Consider the following 17,189-nt stretch of genomic DNA (forward strand, 5'->3'; position numbering starts at 1 on the left):
TATCCCGGGCGGAGGCCTTCCATTTTGGGGAGGATCGTGGCGGTTGGTCAGAACGCCTTGGTGGGGTTCTTCTGCCGCGCGAGTTGCCAATGATGGCTGTCTGCCGCGAGAGTGGACTTCGGCAGCTTGCCCTTCATGCGTGCGGTGGTGCGGGCGTTGATATAGGCGAAGGCGGCGACGAAGCCGAGCGTTCCGAACATAAGCATTCCGAGTAGTGAGGTCATATCGAGATCTCCTCTCTGTTGCGATGTAGGGGTTACGGTCCGTTCCCGGCGCCGGTTTAGAAAAATTGTTCTAATTCAGCGGTATACGCATGTATACGTCGGGCTAACCGCCTGACTGTCTTTGCAGAAATCGCTGCGCTGCGGCAGGCTGTCGCGTCAGCGGATCAGCCACAGAACAATGCCGAAATAAAGCCCAAGCCCGATCCAGCCGAATTGCGCGAAAAGGATGGCCATGATCGCAAGGACAAAGATCACGAGAGCCTGGAGCCCGGTCTGACGCGCGGGGCTTTGCGCGTCGAGCCAATCGGAAATATCGGGTTCGTCCCGGCCGGGCCAGAGAGCGGCGATCACGCCGATCGTCACCACCCGGACCGCATCCGGGATGCGCGTTGTCGCACGGAAGACGTTCCTGATCATGGAGAAAGTATACAACGGTCTGCCGAACGCTGCAAAGGGCGGATCAGCGACCCGTCGGGGCCCATGCCCATTCGCCCGGCGCAAGGCCCGCCAGCGTCCAGTCGCCCACGGACCACCGTACCAGCCTGAGCGTCGGAAAACCGATATGCGCCGTCATCCGTCGCACCTGCCGGTTGCGCCCCTCGCGCAAAGTCAGCTCGATCCAGCGATCGGGCACCGTCTTGCGATAGCGGACCGGCGGGTCGCGCGGGGGCAGCTCGGGCGGGTCGATCAGGCGCGCCTGCGCGGGTAGGGTGGGCCCGTCCTTCAGCGTGATGCCCCGACGCAACGGCTCGAGGTCTGCCTCGCCCGGCGCGCCCTCGACCTGCACAAGATAGACCTTGGGCCACTTGTTGCGCGGATCGGCGATGCGGGCCTGAAGCCTGCCGTCATCGGTCAGGACCAGCAGCCCCTCGCTGTCGCGGTCCAGCCGGCCTGCAGGATAGACCCCGGGCACGTCGATATAGGCCGACAACGTCGGACGCGGCGTCTCAGAGCGCGCATCTGTGAATTGCGTCAGCACGCCGAAAGGCTTGTGAAACAAGAGGGTTCTGGCCATGGGGCAGGCTTAGTTTCTGGTTTCCGCGCCGTCCACAAAAAGAAATTTTTCCTGACCCAAAGAAATTCCTTGAAACGACTCAGGTCATGCTCCACATGGCCCCTCACGGACGCCAACGCACGCGCCTCTGGCCGGTAAAGCTCTCAGCTGAACGTGTTAAAGCAGCGACGGTAACGTCTCCATTGGAACTGAGCGGTCTGAGTCGGGTTCTCCGTCATGGCCGGGTCTATAGGAGATGACCATGACACTGCATTTCAACGGCGCTGTTGCGCCGCTGTTCGACGTCGAATCCCGCCTTGATGCCTTTGTCGCCTCGCGCGACTTCGATCGGCCGACGCTTGTCGTCGATGTCGATCGGGTGGCAGCCCAGTTCCGCGCGCTGCGGCTGGGTCTGGGTCGGGCCGATATCCACTATGCCGTCAAGGCGAACCCCGCGCCGGAAATCATCGCGCGGCTCGTTCACCTCGGGTCGCATTTCGATGCCGCCTCGCGCGGCGAGATCGAGCTGTGCCTCGAGCAGGGCGCCCGGCCCGACCAGATCTCGTTCGGCAACACGATCAAGCGGCCGTCGGATATCGCATTCGCCTATCGCGCGGGCATCCGTCACTTCGCCGTCGATTCCGACGAAGAGCTGGAAAAGATCGCCGAACATGCGCCCGGCGCTTCGGTTTACGTGCGTCTTCTGGTCGAGGACGGTGGCGCAGACTGGCCGCTCAGCCGCAAGTTCGGCTGCGACGGCGAGATGGCGATCCGCCTTCTCGAAGAAGCGGCCCGTCTTGGCCTAGTGGCCGAGGGGCTGTCGTTTCACGTGGGCTCCCAGACCCGCAAGGCCGAGATGTGGATTGCCGGCCTCGATGCCGTGGCCCGCGTCTGGGCAACCGCGCAGGCCCGGGGGCTTGGCCTCACGCTCCTGAACATCGGGGGCGGGTTCCCGGCCTTCTATGACGAGGATATCGAGGCGCCCACCGCCTATGCCGCCCGCGTGATGGAGCTGATCGCCGAGCGGTTCGGCGATGTGCCGCGCATCATGGCGGAGCCGGGCCGCGGCATGGTCGCCGAGGCCGGTGTCATCGTGGCCGATGTCGTGCTGGCCTCGCGCAAGTCGCGCGATGACAACAACCGCTGGGTCTACCTCTCGATCGGCCGCTTTTCGGGGCTGGCCGAGACCGAGGGCGAGGCGATCCGCTACAGGATCGAGACGTCTCGCGATGGCGATCCGGTCGGTCCTTGCGTGATCGCCGGCCCGTCCTGCGACAGCGCCGATGTGCTTTACGAGAGACAGCCGGTAAATCTGCCGCTGACCCTGAAATCGGGCGACAGGGTGCTGATCCGGAATACGGGGGCCTATACCTCGACCTATTCCTCAGTTGGATTCAACGGCTTCCCGCCGCTGGACGTTGTCGTGATCTGAGCGACTGCAAACGATTGCCTGAGTGCAGTATACCATTGCACTCAGGTAACAAACTGAGAAATAACACTTTTTCCTTTACTCGGCCTGCATGTTGGCTAGGTTCCGAACCAATTCGCAACCTGGAGTCCGACCGATGACCGGCGTCACCGACCACCCATTGCGCTACCAGCTCGCCAACGAGCTGCACGCAAGGCCCTTCCCCGAGGTCAATGCGCCGGGCCGCGCGGCCTATCTCGCGATCAAGCCGGTGGAGAATGCCGCCGGTCGCGACCGCGAGGCCGATCGCGCGCACCTGATCTCGCTCCTGGACCGGTTCGGCGCGGCACATCCGCAGCCCGATGCGACCCATTATTCCGGGAAGCTGGGCCGGCATCTTCTGAAATGGGAAAGCCACACCGAATTCGTGACCTACACGCTCTTCGGCGATGGCGTGGCGGAACGGCCCTTCGATGCGGCGACGTTCTCGGTTTTCCCGCAGGACTGGCTGGAAGCGGCGCCGGGCGCGCGCATCACCTCGGCCCTGATCCGCATCGAGGAAATCGACGATGAGGGCCCCGTCGTGGGCAAGCTCGACGATTGGTTCGTGCCCGAAAGCATCGCCGTGTCGCGCGTTCTGGACGATGATCTGATCGTTGCGGGTGATTTTCGCATCGATCCCGCGGGCCACATGCGCTTTGCCGTCTTCGCCCGGCCCGGCACCGGCGACCGCCGGATCGGCCGCGTCGTGCAGCGCCTGTGCGAGATCGAAACCTACAAGGCCATGTCGATGCTGGGCCTCGCACGGGCACGCGAGATGCGTGCGCGGATGGGATCGCTCGATAACAGGCTGTCGGCGCTGGTCTCGGCCATGGCCGAGGAACATGTCGACGCCGAGGTGACGCTCCAGAACCTGCTGTCGATTTCGTCCGAGCTGGAAAAGATGGTTACGGACAATTCCTTCCGCTTCGGCGCGACGGGGGCCTATGAACGGCTTGTGCACCAGCGGATCGGGGTTCTGCGCGAGGAACGGTTCGAGGGTCGGCAGACCTTCGCCGAATTCATGATGCGCCGCTTCGATCCGGCGATGCGGACCGTCAAGTCGACGGAACGGCTGTTGCACGACATGTCCGACCGCGCGATCCGCGCCGCCGAGCTTTTGCGCACGCGCGTCGACGTCGAGCGCTCGGCCGAGAACCAGCAGCTGCTGGAAAGCATGGATCGGCGGTCCGACCTCCAGCTGCGCCTGCAGCGCACCGTTGAAGGGCTGTCGGTGGTGGCGATCAGCTATTACGCGGTCAACCTTGTCCTGTATCTGACAGGTCCGGTCGAAGCGGCCTTTGACCTGGGCAAGCCCCTGATGGCCGCGATCGTCACGCCGCCGGTGATCCTCGCGGTGTGGTGGATGATCCTGCGCATCCGCAAGGCGGTCGAGGGCGAACACGATTGATCCTTGTGCCGGAAGGCGCGATGTCGGTTTCGGGTCAAAATCGCGGTTTTCCCCGCGTGGCCGCCGGGCTAGCCTGCGCCTGCCAGCAAGGAGCATTCTGACAATGGCCCAACGCCTGAGCGCGCATGACATCCTCGATCGGCTCGTGTCCTTCCCGACCGTCAGCCGCGACAGCAATCTCGATCTCGTGGACTGGCTCGAAAGCTATCTGGCGGGGCAGGGGATCGCGACGACCCGCGTGCCCAGCCCCTGTGGCACCAAGGCCGCCCTCTATGCCTGTGTCGGGCCCGATGCACCGGGCGGCGTCGTGTTGTCGGGCCATACCGACGTCGTGCCTGTCGAGGGGCAGGCCTGGACGAGCGATCCCTTTGCCCTGACCGAACGCGATGGCCGTCTTTATGGCCGGGGCACCTGCGACATGAAGGGGTTCGACGCGCTGGCCATCGCCGCGCTGGTCGAAGCAAAAGACAAGCCGCTGAAACGGCCCCTGCAACTGGCGCTGTCCTATGACGAGGAGATCGGCCTCTTGGGCGCGCCGCCGATGATCGAGCATATGCTGGCCTCGGGCCTCGTGCGGGCCGAGACGGTCATCGTCGGAGAGCCGTCGATGATGAAGGTCGTGACCGGCCACAAGGGCGGGTCGGGTTGGCGCGTCCGGGTGCGCGGGCACGAGGTGCATTCCTCGCGCCTGCCAGACGGGGTCAGCGCGATCATGTGGGCCGCGCGTCTGATCAACTGGGCCAATGACCGCAACGCCGAGATCATGGCTGCCTCGCCGACAGATCTGGCCGCGATGTTCACCCCCCCCTTCACGACGCTGCACGTCGGCCTGATCGAGGGCGGTACAGCCCATAACATCACCGCCGGCTCCTGCACATTCGAGATCGAGATGCGGGTCGTGCCGGGGGAAAGCGCTGCCGAATGGGATCGGCGCCTGTTGGCCGAGGCCGCCCGCCTGACCCAACAGATGCAGGCGATCCACCCTGATGCCGGGATCACGCTGGACCGGGATTTCGCCGTGCCGCCGCTTCAACCCGAAGAGGACGGCCCGGCCGAGCGGCTGGCACGCCGCCTGACCGGCGACAACGGCACCCATATGGTCAGCTATGGCACCGAGGGCGGCCAGTTTCAGGAACGCGGCTATTCCGCGGTCATCTGCGGCCCCGGCGATATCGCGCAGGCGCATCAGGCCGACGAATTCCTGTCGCTGGACCAGTTCCGGCAGGGGCAGGATTTCATGGAGGCTCTGATCGCGGATCTCAGCCGATGACGACCTTTCCCTTCTCGACCGCGACGCCCCCCGAATGGGCAGGCCCCCCGCCCGCCGAGGCCGATGTCGCGGTGATCGGTGGCGGGGTGATCGGCGTGATGACCGCGCTTCACCTCGCGCAGGCGGGTCTGCGCGCCGTGCTGATCGAAAAGGGCCGGATCGCGGGCGAACAATCTTCGCGCAACTGGGGCTGGATCCGCGTGCAGGGTCGCGACCCGGCCGAAATTCCCATCGCGATGGAGGCACAGGATCAGTGGCAGGCCCTGTCGCGCGAGACGAATGACGCATTGGGCCTGCGCCAGACCGGCGTCGCCTATATCGCTCGCTCCGAGGACGACATGGCCCGGCACGAGGCATGGCTGCCGCACGCCCGGGCCCATGGCGTGGGCTCGCGGATGCTGAGCCGGGCCGAGATCATGGAGCGAATCCCCGACGCGCGGGGCGACTGGATGGGCGCGCTCTGGACAGCGACGGACATGCGCGCCGAGCCGTGGATCGCGGTTCCCGCGCTGGCGCGGCTGGCGGCGCGCGCCGGGGCCCAGATCGTGGAGAATTGTGCCGTGCGTGGCCTCGATCTCGAGGCGGGCCGGGTTGCGGGTGTCATCACCGAGGCCGGCAGGATCAAGGTCGGCGGCGCAGTCGTGGCGGGCGGGGCGTGGTCATCGCTGTTTCTTCGGCGGCACGGCGTCTCGATCCCGCAGCTGTCGGTGCGCTGCACCGCACTGGCCACCGAACCCTTGCCAGAGGTCTTCGACGGGGCGGCGTCAGACGGAACGATCGCCTTTCGCAGGCGTGAGGACGGCGGCTACAATCTTGCCGTTTCGGGCTTTCAGGAGCTTTTCATCGGGCCCGATGCCTTCAGGGCGTTCCGGACCTATCTGCCGCTCCTGACACAGGATCCGCTGGGCACGAAGTTCCGCCTTTCCGCGCCCCCGGGCTATCCCGACGGCTGGCGCACGCCGCGCCGCTGGGCGATGGACGGGCCAAGCCCGTTCGAGAAGCACCGCATCCTCGATCCTCAGCCGAACATGGCCAAGGTCCGCGATATCCTTGAACGGTTTCACACGCGGTTTCCCGATCTGCCGAAGCCAAAGCTCAAGAAAGCCTGGGCTGGCATGATCGACACCATGCCTGACGTGGTGCCGGTGGTCGATCACGCCCACGCGATCCCGGGCCTTGTCGTGGCGACGGGCATGTCGGGCCACGGCTTCGGGATCGGCCCGGCCTTTGGCCGGATCGCCGCGGATCTGGTTCAGGGGAAGGCGCCGGGGCACGACCTGTCCCGGTTCCGGCTGCAGCGCTTCTCCGATGGCTCGCCCATCGACGTGGCTCTGGATGTGTGATTTGCCCTTGCCGGGGCAGGGGTCATGACACACCTTGTGGCCCAAAGACACCCGACCGGAGGCTCCGATGCCCGTAAAGAACCGCTTTGCCGAACTGCACGATGATATCACCGCCTGGCGCCGCGATATCCATGCAAATCCCGAGATCCTGTTCGATACCCACCGCACCTCGGCCCTTGTCGCGGACAAGCTGCGCGAATTCGGCTGCGACGAGGTGACAACGGGGATCGGGCGCACCGGCGTTGTGGGCGTCATCCGGGGCAAATCCGACAACTCGGGCAAGGTGATCGGTCTGCGTGCGGATATGGACGCGCTGCCGATCCACGAACAGACCGGGCTCGACTACGCGTCCAACACGCCTGGCGCGATGCACGCCTGCGGCCATGACGGACATACCGCGATGCTGCTGGGCGCGGCCCGCTACCTTGCCGAGACACGCAATTTCGACGGCACCGTCGTCGTGATCTTCCAGCCCGCCGAAGAGGGCGGCGGCGGCGGGCGCGAGATGTGCGAAGACGGCATGATGGACCGCTGGAACATCCAGGAAGTCTACGGCATGCACAACTGGCCCGGTCAGCCCGTGGGCAAGTTCGCGATCCGGCCGGGTGCCTTTTTCGCCGCGACCGACCAGTTCGATATCACCCTGCATGGCAGTGGTGGACACGCAGCCAAACCGAACGAGACGATCGACACGACCGTCATGGCCTCCAACCTCGTGATGGCGCTTCAGACCATCGCATCGCGCAACACCAAGCCGGTGGATGAGGTCGTCGTCTCCGTCACCTCGTTCGAAACCTCGTCCCATGCCTTCAACGTGATCCCCGCACGGGTGCGGCTGAAAGGCACGGTCCGGACCCTCTCGAACGAGACCCGCGAAATGGCCGAGACGCGGATCCGCGCGATCACCGAGGGCATTTGCGCGGCCTACGGGGGAAGGGCCGAAATCACCTACATGAAGGGCTACCCCGTCATGTCGAACCACGCCGAACAAACGTCTTTCGCCGCCGAAGTGGCCCGCGCCGTCTCGGGCGCCTGTGACGAGGAGTGCGAGCCCACGATGGGGGGCGAGGATTTCGCCTACATGCTCGAAGAGCGGCCCGGCGCCTATATCCTTGTCGGCAACGGCGACAGCGCGCCGGTGCACCACCCGGAATACAATTTCAATGACGAGGTGATACCGGCGGGCTGTTCCTGGTGGGCCGAAATCGTGGAACGTCGGATGCCCGCAGCCTAGGGCGGCTAGGCGGGAGGGACGATCTTCAGGCGCGGATCCGCCTTGGCCAGTGACATGACCCAATCCCTTTCGGCCTCGAAATCATGAGGCACACGGGTGGCATCGCGCCGGCCCGAAAGCGACTTCGACGCAAAGAAATCAAAGCCATGGAGCGTGATCCGCCGCGCCTCGGACCTCATTGCAAGGTCGATCACCATGGCCCCTGTGGTGGCAGGCGAGCCAAGCCTTCGGGCAAGCGTCTGACCGCGATCCCGTGGATTGAGAAAGAAGCGCGGATCGCGGGCAATGCGCCATGGCAGACGCTTGCGCTTGCGTGTCATCCACAGAAGAAGCGTTGGTGTCCGGCTCTCGATCACGGCGGGCGGGGCGGGCGTTGACATCGCCAGCCAGTCGGTGCGCGTCCCGTGGCTTTGCGGCGAGGGCAGGGGGGCGGCGTTCAGGCGAACAATGATATCGGCCCCGTCAATCTCGGGGCCTTGCCGTGACCTGGCCAGCGCCCGTGCATTGCCGACAATGGCCACCGATTTGCCGGCAAGCCGCCCAAGGACGTCGTCTTCGGGGAGGGAATGACGGGTCAGCGCCGCCTCGTCTCCGGTGAGCCGCGCGAGGTGGAAACCGATCATGTCTGTCCCCCTGCGAGTGCGGCAATGTCGGTGAACAGGGTCTCGGCCTCGCGGGCGGCCCTGCTGCGGAATGCCCGGATCGCGTCGACCTCTCCGGGCGTGAACGGGGCGCAGGGCGGCGGGGCGGTCAGTTCTTGGGCCGTAACAAGCCGGTCGCGGCCAAGCCCCACATCCTCGAGCAGCCGTTCGACCTTGGAGGCGTTCGAGGCCAGCGCGAGGAAAGGCGTTTCGGTCAGCATAGACAGACAAACACCGTGGAAGCGGCCCGTGATATGCAACTCCGCCGCCGCAAGCGCAGCGAGGTAGTCGCTTTCGCTCTGGGCCAGATCGAAGGGCGGGATGCGCAGGGTCCAGCTGTTCATGTAGGCTCGGTAGAGCAGGGCCCGCGCCACGGGCAAGCGCCAGAGCCGCCCCGAAAGCGTCTTGGTGGGCAGGACCCGGGCCCCGGGCAGGGCGAGCGCGGCCCGGGCCAATGCCTTGCGCGCGGAAAACCGCACGCTGTCCCCGATCAGCACGCCATCGCGTCGGGGTCCGGCTGGTTCGGCGGGCGCGCTCAGCGACAGGTCGGGCAACCACCGCACTTCACGTCCAGTCGCCTGTGCCATGGCGGCCGCGCTTGCGCTGTCACGTGCCGCGACAAGTGCCATGGTCTTCAGTGGCTCGGCCCATGCCGTCGGATTGTCTTGCCAGAGCGCGTTGACCAGTGCGACGGGGGCCCGCGTGGCCGGATGCGTCGCCACACGCAAGAGACGCTCCCCCGCTTCCCGGCCGTGATGAAGCGTGCCCTCGCCGTTGATGACGACCACATCCGCCTCGGCGAGGGCGCGCAGGAACGTCTCGTCCTTTTCCCAGTCATGTCGGGCAGGGCTGCGCGCCGCAATCGTCAGGCCCGACCTCTTCAGCCCCTCGGTCAAAAGGCGCATGACGCGGACGCAGCCATGATGATAGCGCGTCGACGTGTCGTTGAGGATGACGGCATTGCGGATCATGGGCGGGATCTAGGCTCCGGCGTCCGGCGTGTCACGCCCGAGGAGCGGACGCAGCAGGTCACGCGTCGCGGCGCGCGCACCGGACTGCGCCTCGGCATAGGCGCGTGCCGCGTCGCCCATGATCTTCGCCCTGTCCGACGCCAAAAGGTCGGTCACCGCCTCGGCCAGCGACTGGGCGTCCTCGACCGACCGCGCGGCGCCTGCTGTGTCCAGCGCCTGAAAGGCGTCGTGGAAATTGCGTACATGAGGCCCGTGCAGGATCGCGGTTCCAAGCGCGGCCGGTTCGAATGGTGTGTGGCCGCCGGGGCCGGCCAGAAGCGATCCGCCGACCAGCGCCAGCCGGGCCAGACGATAGACCAGACCCGTCTCTCCCAGCGTATCGACAAGGTAGACGGAGGCATCGCCCGGCGTTTCACCCGTGCTTCGGCGCCTGACGGAATGACCGCTCCGGCTGATCGCATCCATGATCTCGTCGCCCCTCTCCGGGTGCCGCGGGACGAGCAGGAGGATCGCGTCGGGAGATTGATCCCGCACATGGGCCTGCGCCTCGAGGACGATCTCCTCTTCGCCGGGATGGGTGGAGACAGCAGCCCAGACGGGGCGGCCGTCCGTTGCGCTTTCAAGGCTTGCAAGCGACGCCGCGTCGCACGGCAGGAGCGGCGTGTCGGCCTTCAGGTCACCCGGGGCATGGACCCGTCCGGCATCGAGGCCAAGCGAGACCAGCGCGTCCCGGACCATGCCGGATTGCGCTGTGATCACGGCCATCCGCGACAGGAGCGCCCGGGCCACACGCGGCGCCCGTGCGCGGCTGCGCGAGGCGCGGGCATTGAGAAGCGCCATCGAGATCCCGCGCGCCTCGCAAGCGAGGATCGTGCGGGGCCAGAGATCTGCTTCGACAAAGAGTGCGAGATCGGGGCGCCAATGGTCGAGGAATCGCGAAACAGCCTTGGGCGTATCAAGTGGCTGGAACTGGTGGAGCGCGCCCGGCTGCATCCTGCGCGAGGCGGTTTCAGCCCCGGTGGCCGTCGCGGTCGTGATCAGAAGTGTGGCTCCGGTCTCGTCGGCGAGTTCACTGGCCATCGCGATCGAGGAGGTCAACTCGCCCACCGACGCGGCCTGAAGCCAGATCAACGGTCCCCCGGGTCTCTGCAGCGCGGGCCGCCCAAGCCTTTCCTGCCAGCGTGCAGACTCTGCCCCCTGTCTTGCGTGGGCCCGGGCTGCGGGGCGGGTCAGCACGATCGGGGCGATGGCCGTGACCGCGAGGTAGGCGCGAACAGCCCAGGGCAGGCTCATCCGCCGGTATGGCTCATGTGGCGGGTCATCTGGCCTTCGACCGTCTGGCGCGAATAGTCGAAGTCGTGGCCCCGGGGCTTGAGCGCGATGGCCGCACGGATCGCGTCTTCGAGGGGGGCATCATCGGGCGAGGCGCGCAGGGGGCCCCGCAGGTCGGAATGACCCTCCTGGCCGAGGCAGGTGTAGATCTCGCCGGTGCAGGTGATCCGGACCCGGTTGCAGCTTTCGCAGAAATTATGCGACAGCGGCGTGATGAAGCCGATCTTCTGTCCCGTCTCTTCGAGCCGGACATAGCGCGCCGGCCCGCCGGAGCGTTCGGCAAGATCGGTCAGCGTGAACCGCTGTTCCAGCTGCGCGCGCAGGTCCTTGAGCGACCAGTATTGATCAAGCCGGTCCTCGTTGCCGATATCGCCCATGGGCATGACCTCGATGAAGGTCAGGTCCATGTCGCGACTGGCGCACCATTCGGTCAGATCGAACAATTCCACATCGTTGAAACCCTTGAGCGCCACGGCGTTGATCTTGACCCGCAAGCCGGCCTTCTGCGCCGCGTCGATCCCGCGCAGGACCTGTGGCAGCCGGCCCCAGCGGGTGATCTTGGCGAATTTCTCGTCATTGAGCGTGTCGAGCGAGATGTTGATCCGCCGGACACCCGCATCGGCGAGGGGCTGGGCGAATTTCTCAAGCTGCGATCCGTTCGACGTCAGCGTGAGTTCCTTCAGGGCGCCCGACGCGAGGTGCCGGGACATGGCGTTGAAGAACGTCATGATATCGCGGCGCACCAGCGGCTCACCGCCGGTAATGCGCAGCTTTTCCACGCCAAGCCGGACAAAGGCCGAACACAGCCTGTCCAGTTCTTCGAGAGTCAGGAGTTCCTTCTTGGGCAGGAACGTCATGTTCTCGGACATGCAATAGACACAGCGGAAATCGCAGCGGTCCGTGACCGAGACCCGAAGGTAGCGGATGGCCCGGGCGAAGGGGTCGATGAGAGGGGCATTCTGCGTCATGGCGGCAACGTATGTGCAGGCGAAGGCCCGCGCAAGGCGGATCGGGCCGGGGCGGCCCCCCCGGTGGACAGGATCCTTCTGCCGCGCATAGTCTCCCCCCATGAGAAACGTGATTCTTGCCAGTGCCCTTGTCCTGTCGGGCTGTGCCGAGCTCGACGCTTTGCTTCAACCCGGGGAGCTGGGCCCGGCACCTCTGCCGGTCGAAGAGGCGTCGGTCGAGACGCTCGATCCGACACCGCCGCCCCCGCCGCCGCCCGAGGCCAATACGGCCGAGGAATTCGACACCACCACGGAGGAGGATCGCGACGCGGCGCTTGAGACGCCGGCTGCGACCGGTGAGGTCAACCTTGGCAGAACGCTCGCCACGCTGGGCAACCCGGCCGATCCCGGCATCTGGATCGAGACGCCGCTGGTGAGCCAGCTTGTCATGGGCCGGGTCGAGGTCGCGGCCACGGGTAAAAGCATCAATATCGAGCTGCGCCCCTCCGGCGGAGAGCCGGGGTCGGGCAGTTCGATCAGCCTGCCGGCAATGGGTCTTCTGGAAATCCCGCTGACCGCGATCGAGGAAGTGATCGTCTATTCCGGGGCGGCCGCCTGATCGGGCGTGCCCATGTGGCGCTGCGCCTCTTTGACGGCAAAGGGCTTCATGGCGGGGCCATGCACCTCGAGGAAACTGCGCACCCGGTCGGGATCATGTTTCGACAGATCCCGCAGCCACCATGCGATGGCCTTCTGGATGAACCAGTCGCGATCGGGCACAAGGCTTTCCGCCCAGCCCAGAATGCGTTCGCGGGCCGCGATCTCGGCCGGCTTGGGCGTGTTCATGCGGGTCCAGGGCAATGTCATGACAAGGGCCGCGCGCCGCGACCACATGTGATCGGCGGTGATCCAGCCCTCGACAATCTCCAGCCGTGACGGATCTGCGATCAGGCGCTTGGCCCCGGAAATGCTGGCATGATCGGCGATGGCCCAGCCGTCGAACTGCGGCACCCACGAGACGATCAAGTCCCATGCCGCGCGATCATCTGGGCGAATCCGGGCCTGTTCCAGAAGCTTGGCAGCCAGTATCCGGCCCTCGTGCACATTGCTGTCCCACAGGCCCGAAGCGAGGGCGAGCCTCTCGTCGAGCGGGAGGCTGCGGCGCAGATCGCGGGCCAGATCGCTGAGAACGGGGTTCCGGACGCCGAGGTAGGGGCGATCCACCTTGTGATAGGCGGCCGAGCCTGCGGCATCGGCCTCCGATCCCATGGCGCGCAGCCGGTCGAGCAACTCGTCGGCGGTCATCGTCCGCGACCGCCTGCATTGATGTCGCGGACGCCAGCCCGTTGCCCCGCGATCATGGTGAGACCTTTTTCGATCAGACCCCGCCGGAGCGGCTGAGTTTGCGAGTTCACCCGATCACTCCACCGTCACGGACTTGGCAAGGTTACGGGGCTGATCCACGTCCGTGCCTTTGGCGATCGCGGTGTGATAGGCCAGAAGCTGCGCCGGGATCGCATAAAGCAGCGGTGCGAAAAGCGGGCTGACCTGTGGCATGACGATCCTGTCCCATGTGCCGTCGCCCGCCACCTCCGCCCCCTTGGCATCGGTGATCAGCAGGACCTTGCCGCCGCGGGCCATCACCTCCTGCATGTTCGAGACGGTCTTGTCGAACAGTTCGTCATGCGGGGCCATGACGATAACGGGCACCGTCTTGTCCACCAGCGCGATGGGGCCATGCTTGAGTTCGCCTGATGCATAAGCTTCGGCGTGTATATAGCTGATTTCCTTTAGTTTCAGAGCGCCCTCCAGTGCGAGAGGGAACATCCGGCCACGCCCGAGGAACAGGATGTCACGCGCCTCGGCAAGCGCGCGGGCGATGCGGGCGCAATCGGCCTCGATCCCCAGCGCGTGATGAACCAGCCCGGGAAGTCCGCGCAAATCCTCGATCCGGGCGGCAAGGGCATCGTCGCTCAGATGGCCGCGCTGATGGCCGGCGGCCAGCGCGACGAGGACCAAAGTCATCAACTGGCAGGTAAAGGCCTTGGTCGAGGCGACCCCGATCTCGATCCCGGCGTGGATCGGCAGGACCAGATCGCTTTCGCGCGCGATCGAGCTTTCGGGCACGTTGACGACCGAGACGATCTTGTCGGTCTTGCCAGCGCAATAGCGCAGGGCGGCCAGCGTGTCCGCCGTCTCGCCCGACTGGCTGACAAACAGGCCAAGTGTCCCCGCCACGAGCGGGGGTTCGCGGTAGCGAAACTCCGAGGCGACATCGACATCGACGGGCAGGCCCGCGATCTGCTCGAACCAGTACTTGGCGACGTGGCAGGCGTAGGAGGCCGTGCCGCAGGCGACCATGCTGATCCGCGTCACCTCGCGGAAATCCAGCCCCTCACCGGGCAGGGCGATCTGGCCGTCCGTCAGGTAATGCGCCAGCGTATCGGCCAGCACCGTTGGCTGTTCGGCGATTTCCTTGGCCATGAAGTGGCGGTGGCCACGTTTGTCGATCTGGCCGGTGTCGATGCTGATCTTGCGGATCGGTCGATTGGCCAGCTGTCCCGCGGCATCGCGGATCTCGACGCTGTTGCGGGTGACGACCGCCATGTCTCCTTCGTCGAGATAGGTGATGCGGTCGGTCATCGGCGCAAGCGCGATGGCGTCCGAACCGACGAAAGCCTCGCCCTCGCCATATCCGATCGCGAGCGGCGATCCCTTGCGCGCGGCGATCAGCAGATCGTCATCGCCCTCGAACAGGAAGACAAGCGCATAGGCCCCCTCGAGACGAGCCAATGTCTGTTGAGCCACATCGCGCGGCGAGAGCCCCTGATCGAGATAGGATCGCGCCAGAAGGGCCACCGTCTCGGTGTCGGTTTCCGTCTCGGGATGGAGGCCCTTGGCCGCCAGTTCATCCCGCAATTCGCGGAAATTCTCGATGATGCCGTTATGCACGACGCAAACCGTGCCCGACCGGTGCGGGTGGGCATTGGTGACAGTCGGCGCGCCATGGGTGGCCCAGCGGGTATGGCCGATCCCGGCCTTGCCGGGCAGGGGCTCGTGCACGAGAAGGTCCGACAGGTTTACCAGTTTGCCCACGGCGCGGCGCCGGTCGAGCGTGCCGTTGTGGATCGTGGCGATGCCCGCGCTGTCATAACCGCGATACTCGAGCCGTTTGAGCGCCTCCACAAGGATCGGGGCCGCCTCGTGCCTGCCGAGAACGCCCACGATGCCGCACATCAGCTGTCACCTTTTTTCATGAGTTCGGCCTTGGTCGCGCGGAACCGTTCGAACATGCGCTTTGCAAGGCCCGGCTTGTTTTCCTGGCGTGCCCGGGCGATCGCAAGGTCGCCTTCGGGGACATCCATCGTGATCACGGCACCGCTGGCGGTTGCCGAGTGATCGCCGAGGCTGACCGGCGCCACCAGCATCGTGTTCGATCCGACAAAGACATCGCGCCCGATCGTCGTGCGGTGCTTGAAGACCCCGTCATAATTGCAGGTGATCGTGCCCGCTCCGATATTCGTCTTCTCGCCGATCGTGGCATCGCCGATATAGGACAGGTGGTTGACCTTTGTTCCCCTGTCGATCTGGGCGTTCTTGACCTCGACGAAATTGCCGATCCGGACATCCGAGGCCAGCTGTGCGCCGGGGCGCAGCCGAGCATAGGGCCCGACGATGGCGCCGCGGCCGACATGGCATCCCTCGAGATGGCTGAACGCCCGGATACGGGCGCCTGATTCGACCGTTACCCCGGGGCCGAAGACGACATGCGGCTCGATGATCGCATCCCGGCCGATCACCGTATCATGGGCGAAGATCACGGTTTCGGGCGCAACCAGAGTCACCCCGTCATTGAGCGCTTCGGCCCGGGATTTCGCCTGAAAGGCGGCTTCGGCCTCGGCAAGTTCATGGCGGGTGTTGATGCCCAGCGTCTCGGATTGCGAGGCGTGGACGACGGTTGCCTTGTGACCGTGTTCACGGGCGATCGCGACGATATCGGTCAGGTAGTATTCGCCGGCGGCGTTGTCGTTGGTGATCCTGTCCAGAAGATCGAAGAGGATCGCCTTGTCGGCATAGACCACCCCAGAATTGCACAGGCTGAGCGCGCGTTGGGCCGGGGTCGCGTCCTTGAATTCGACGATCTCGACAAGGTCCTCGCCCTCGGTCACCAGCCGGCCATAGCGCGCGTCGGGATCGTCGAGTTCGAAGCCCAGAACGACGATATCATGGGTGTCCCGCGCATCCTGCATCGCATCGAGCGTTTCGGGCCGGATGAAGGGCGTGTCGCCGTAAAGCACGATCACATCGCCGCCCAGCCCCTCGAGCGCGTCGCGCGCCTGAAGCACGGCATGGCCGGTGCCCAGCTGTTCCTCCTGCCAGACGCAGATGATATCGGGATCCCATGCGCAGGCGGCCTCCTCGACCAGATCGGCCCCCACGCCGGTGACGACCACCGTCGCCTCGGGGACGAGCGCGCCTGCGCATTTGAGCGCATGAACCATCAGCGGCGCCCCGCCGATTTCGTGCAGGACCTTCGGAAAGGATGACTTCATCCTGCTGCCTTGGCCTGCGGCCAGAACGATTGCGCTTACTTCCATGTCGCCCGCCTCGGTTTTCGTCTGTTCACCACGTTGCCCCGCATATCGCAAGTCGACGGGGCTTCACATCAGTTTACCTGTCGTTACACCGGCTGTGGAGAGGAGCTTTCATGCGCAATGTGATTTTCGACCTCGACGGCACCCTTATGGATACCAGCGGCGATCTGGTCGCGGCGGCGAATTCGCGGTTTCGCGATCTGGGCCTTGGGGACCTTCTTGACCCGGTGGCCGACGCGGGCATCGCCCTGCGTGGCGGGCGCGCGATGCTGCGGGCCGGGTTCGCGCGGGTGGACGGCTACGGCGAGGAGGAGGTCGATCGCCAGTATCGACCGTTGCTTGATGCCTATGCGCAGGATCTCGACAGTCGCACCACGATCTATCCCGGTGCGATGGAGGCGGTCGAGGCGCTGATCTCGCGAGGCTACCGGGTGGGCATCTGCACCAACAAGCCCGAGGCGCTGGCCGATGAACTCCTGCGCCGCAAGGGCGTGCGCGAGGTCTTCGCGGCGGTGCTGGGGGCCGATACACTGCCCGTGCGCAAACCCGACCCCGAACATTTGCGCGAAACCTCGCGCCGGGCGGGCGGCGATCCGGCGCGGGCCTGTCTGGTGGGCGACACAGACACCGATCGCAACACGGCCCGTGCCGCGGGCGTGCCCTCGATCCTTGTCACCTTCGGTCCCGCCGGTGCCGAGATGCCCGCGCTGAGGCCCGAGGTGCTGCTCGATGACTATGCCCGGCTTGTCGAGGTGGTCGAACGGCTCGCGCTGTGACCTC

17 protein-coding genes are annotated in these 17,189 nt (G+C 65.7%); 7 read left to right on the forward strand and 10 right to left on the reverse strand.

The window, feature by feature from the left end; genetic code table 11:
- Positions 1-47: 47 nt before the first annotated feature.
- From EP376_RS22895 to EP376_RS01965, 3 genes are all read right to left on the reverse strand, one after another.
- A complete protein-coding gene (locus EP376_RS22895) occupies positions 48-224 on the reverse strand; it encodes a hypothetical protein (RefSeq protein ID WP_164744838.1) in 177 nt (58 codons plus the stop codon).
- A 156-nt stretch (positions 225-380) separates the two neighbouring features.
- Complete coding sequence (locus EP376_RS01960) at positions 381-641, reverse strand: hypothetical protein (RefSeq protein ID WP_127653851.1); 261 nt, start codon at positions 639-641, stop codon at positions 381-383.
- A gap of 43 nt (positions 642-684) precedes the next feature.
- Positions 685-1,239 carry a pseudouridine synthase gene (locus EP376_RS01965; protein ID WP_127653852.1) on the reverse strand — a complete coding sequence of 185 codons (555 nt, stop codon included), beginning with the start codon at positions 1,237-1,239 and terminating at the stop codon, positions 685-687.
- 241 nt (positions 1,240-1,480) lie between these two features.
- Between EP376_RS01965 and EP376_RS01970 the strand changes: the two genes are divergently transcribed.
- The 5 genes from EP376_RS01970 (at position 1,481) to EP376_RS01990 (ending at position 7,923) form a co-directional block, all read left to right on the forward strand.
- Positions 1,481-2,650, forward strand: coding sequence for a type III PLP-dependent enzyme (locus EP376_RS01970; RefSeq protein WP_420837116.1), 1,170 nt, complete (start codon positions 1,481-1,483; stop codon positions 2,648-2,650).
- A gap of 133 nt (positions 2,651-2,783) precedes the next feature.
- On the forward strand, positions 2,784-4,076 hold the full coding sequence (locus EP376_RS01975) for a DUF3422 family protein (RefSeq protein ID WP_127653854.1): 1,293 nt from the start codon (positions 2,784-2,786) through the stop codon (positions 4,074-4,076).
- 103 nt (positions 4,077-4,179) lie between these two features.
- Positions 4,180-5,346 (forward strand): acetylornithine deacetylase, encoded by a 1,167-nt coding sequence (argE, locus tag EP376_RS01980; RefSeq protein ID WP_127653855.1) that lies wholly within the window; start codon positions 4,180-4,182, stop codon positions 5,344-5,346.
- Positions 5,343-6,689, forward strand: a complete 1,347-nt coding sequence (locus EP376_RS01985; protein ID WP_127653856.1) for an NAD(P)/FAD-dependent oxidoreductase — start codon at positions 5,343-5,345, stop codon at positions 6,687-6,689. The genes argE and EP376_RS01985 overlap by 4 nt, the downstream gene beginning before the upstream one ends.
- A gap of 67 nt (positions 6,690-6,756) precedes the next feature.
- Positions 6,757-7,923 (forward strand): M20 aminoacylase family protein, encoded by a 1,167-nt coding sequence (locus EP376_RS01990; RefSeq protein WP_127653857.1) that lies wholly within the window; start codon positions 6,757-6,759, stop codon positions 7,921-7,923.
- A 5-nt stretch (positions 7,924-7,928) separates the two neighbouring features.
- Here EP376_RS01990 and EP376_RS01995 read toward each other — a convergent pair whose 3' ends face one another.
- The 4 genes from EP376_RS01995 to moaA are packed head-to-tail and all read right to left on the reverse strand — an operon-like array spanning position 7,929 to position 11,835.
- The gene (locus EP376_RS01995; protein ID WP_127653858.1) at positions 7,929-8,546 is read right to left on the reverse strand and encodes a glycosyltransferase family 29 protein; all 618 of its coding nucleotides are present in this window, start codon (positions 8,544-8,546) and stop codon (positions 7,929-7,931) included.
- On the reverse strand, positions 8,543-9,535 hold the full coding sequence (locus EP376_RS02000; RefSeq protein ID WP_127653859.1) for a polysaccharide pyruvyl transferase family protein: 993 nt from the start codon (positions 9,533-9,535) through the stop codon (positions 8,543-8,545). The genes EP376_RS01995 and EP376_RS02000 overlap by 4 nt, the downstream gene beginning before the upstream one ends.
- Before the next feature lie 9 nt (positions 9,536-9,544).
- Positions 9,545-10,828: a 3-deoxy-D-manno-octulosonic acid transferase gene (locus tag EP376_RS02005; protein ID WP_127653860.1), complete on the reverse strand. Its 1,284-nt coding sequence runs from the start codon at positions 10,826-10,828 to the stop codon at positions 9,545-9,547.
- Entirely contained in the window at positions 10,825-11,835 is a 1,011-nt protein-coding gene (gene moaA / locus EP376_RS02010) for a GTP 3',8-cyclase MoaA (RefSeq protein ID WP_127654699.1), read from the reverse strand. The genes EP376_RS02005 and moaA overlap by 4 nt, the downstream gene beginning before the upstream one ends.
- A gap of 100 nt (positions 11,836-11,935) precedes the next feature.
- On the opposite strand from moaA, the gene EP376_RS02015 reads away from it, so the two are divergent.
- Positions 11,936-12,433, forward strand: a complete 498-nt coding sequence (locus EP376_RS02015) for a D-galactarate dehydratase (protein WP_164744839.1) — start codon at positions 11,936-11,938, stop codon at positions 12,431-12,433.
- Here EP376_RS02015 and EP376_RS02020 read toward each other — a convergent pair.
- From EP376_RS02020 to glmU, 3 genes are all read right to left on the reverse strand, one after another.
- A complete protein-coding gene (locus EP376_RS02020) occupies positions 12,412-13,119 on the reverse strand; it encodes a DNA alkylation repair protein (protein ID WP_127653861.1) in 708 nt (235 codons plus the stop codon). The two genes, EP376_RS02015 and EP376_RS02020, sit on opposite strands and share 22 nt — an antisense overlap.
- Positions 13,120-13,233: 114 nt before the next feature.
- Positions 13,234-15,051 (reverse strand): glutamine--fructose-6-phosphate transaminase (isomerizing), encoded by a 1,818-nt coding sequence (gene glmS, locus EP376_RS02025; protein WP_127653862.1) that lies wholly within the window; start codon positions 15,049-15,051, stop codon positions 13,234-13,236.
- Positions 15,051-16,412 carry a bifunctional UDP-N-acetylglucosamine diphosphorylase/glucosamine-1-phosphate N-acetyltransferase GlmU gene (gene glmU / locus EP376_RS02030; RefSeq protein WP_127653863.1) on the reverse strand — a complete coding sequence of 454 codons (1,362 nt, stop codon included), beginning with the start codon at positions 16,410-16,412 and terminating at the stop codon, positions 15,051-15,053. Before glmU ends, glmS begins: the two co-directional genes overlap by 1 nt.
- Positions 16,413-16,522: 110 nt before the next feature.
- Between glmU and EP376_RS02035 the strand changes: the two genes are divergently transcribed.
- Positions 16,523-17,185, forward strand: a complete 663-nt coding sequence (locus EP376_RS02035) for an HAD-IA family hydrolase (RefSeq protein WP_127653864.1) — start codon at positions 16,523-16,525, stop codon at positions 17,183-17,185.
- Positions 17,186-17,189 lie beyond the last annotated feature (4 nt).

The organism is Alexandriicola marinus, assembly GCF_004000435.1.
GTDB classification, from domain to species: Bacteria; Pseudomonadota; Alphaproteobacteria; order Rhodobacterales; family Rhodobacteraceae; genus Alexandriicola; species Alexandriicola marinus.